General features: G+C 60.2%; 1 protein-coding gene. It reads right to left on the bottom strand.

Features of this window, described 5'->3' with window-relative positions:
• The coding region (locus tag HMPREF1138_RS06275; RefSeq protein WP_039937205.1) for a transposase at positions 1–338 on the bottom strand (338 nt) is incomplete at its 3' end.
• Positions 339–1,376: the final 1,038 nt, after the last annotated feature.

The raw sequence follows: 1,376 nt of genomic DNA, 5'->3' as shown, positions 1-1,376 counted from the left end.
GCCAGGTAGCAGTCAGCGACCACTGTGATCAAGGCGCTTTCGCAGCGTTTACGGCGCTGAAGCAACCACTCTGGAAAGTAGGTTCCTGAGCGCAGCTTGGGGATCGCCACGTCGATGGTGCCGACCCTGGTGTCCAGGGGCCGGTAGCGATACCCATTGCGCCTGGCGTGACGCTGCGGGTCTTGTTGGCCCCACTGGGCCCCGCACACCGCATCAGCGTCCGCTGATAGCAACGCGTTAATCACGTGCTGGAGCAGGGAACGCATCAAATCCGGGGATGCCTGGGACAATGCCTCGCCAAGCAGGCCAGCAGGGTCGATAATATGAGGAGCGGTCATCGTTGTGCCTCCAAATCGTTTCGAGTCAGAAGTAGAGAGCTTTCTCGAAGGATCACACGGTGACCGCACCCATATCAAACGGGCCGACCACCACACGGTTACACCACTATGCGGGACACTACTTCCCAATCGGGTGCACGCCTCACCGCAACAAGCATTTTCCCGAAGGCAGAGGACCAGAAGCCGATCGCTACGGCCACAGGCCGTTGCATGGGCAGGCAGAGCCGCCATCAAAAGGCCACAGCGCCTGCTACACACAAATACCAGACGACTCCGGCGTTGCAAACACGCCAGAGCGCGCGGGCCCGCCGATCGGGCACGCAGATGTCCCTGACCTGGCAGCTGACGATCCGGATAGGATACGACGATCCGGATAGGATACGACGATCCGGATAGGTTACGACGATCCGGATAGGTTAATAAGCTATCCGGATGCTCACAACCTATCCAGATAGCAACAACCTATCCACTTACACAGCCTGATTCAGCCAAAAGGCTGATTTTGGGCGTTTCCACACGATCGGTCTGCAGTTTGATGACTACACCGCCTCAAGTCGCGGGCTGACCACCGCCAGTTGAGGGAATCGCACCATTAGAACCGCGACACGCCGCCTGCACGCTGACAGACAGCTCCTCATGCTGCCAAACCCCCATCACCATCGGTATGGAGGGCGGCGGCGAGGCCTGGGTGCAGTGCCCGTGGGCGGCGGCGAGGCCTGACCGCAGTACCCGCGCGCGGCGGCGAGGCCTGGGTGCAGTGCCCGCGGGCGGCAACGACGCCACCTCCAGGCAAATCTCGCACGTAATTTATCGCGGTCATTTTTCGAGACACCTCAAAAACGTTGCAATTCCAACGATGTAAGTACGATATTTGAATGAGTCATAGAAGAATTACGTGCGAAATTGCTGATCGACGGCCACAGCTAGGCTTCGAGACAACGCGCCAAGCCACACGTCAGCACCGCACAAGCGCCGCCGGCGTGGAGGGCGACGCCGAGGCCTGACCGCAGCACCCGCGGACGGCGGCGAGGCCTGGCT

Source organism: Actinomyces sp. ICM58 (assembly GCF_000283035.1).
Lineage (GTDB): Bacteria > Actinomycetota > Actinomycetes > Actinomycetales > Actinomycetaceae > Pauljensenia.
This window is presented reverse-complemented; position numbering and strand designations above follow the sequence as displayed.